Consider the following 400-nt stretch of genomic DNA (forward strand, 5'->3'; position numbering starts at 1 on the left):
CCGCACCCACGATGGAATGAATCTCATCGATGAACAGGATGATGTTGCCGGCAGCCTTTACTTCGCTGATCAGCCCCTTGACCCGCTGTTCAAACTGGCCGCGGAACTGGGTGCCTGCAATCAGGGCCGTCATATCCAGCAGGAAAATTTCCTTATCCTGCAAACGGGCCGGGACCTTGCCCTCCGCAATGCGTTGGGCAATGCCTTCGGCAATGGCCGTTTTGCCAACACCCGCTTCGCCGATCAGGCAGGGGTTGTTTTTCTGGCGGCGGCAAAGAATCTGAATGGTGCGGTAGATCTCCCGGTCGCGGCCGATGATGCGGTCCGTCTTGCCGTCACGGGCTTTCTGGGTCAGGTTTTCACAGTAGGTATCCAGGAACTTGCGGCGGGGGGCTTTGCC

Annotated in this window: 1 protein-coding gene; it reads right to left on the reverse strand. The window is 58.5% G+C overall.

Features of this window, described 5'->3' with window-relative positions; translation table 11 throughout:
• Nucleotides 1–400, reverse strand: a 400-nt coding sequence (locus tag H6B10_RS15560) for an AAA family ATPase (RefSeq protein WP_204652371.1), incomplete at both ends; no start/stop codon positions are given.

Source organism: Gemmiger formicilis (genome assembly GCF_016901605.1).
In the GTDB taxonomy this organism is placed as follows: domain Bacteria; phylum Bacillota; class Clostridia; order Oscillospirales; family Ruminococcaceae; genus Gemmiger; species Gemmiger formicilis_B.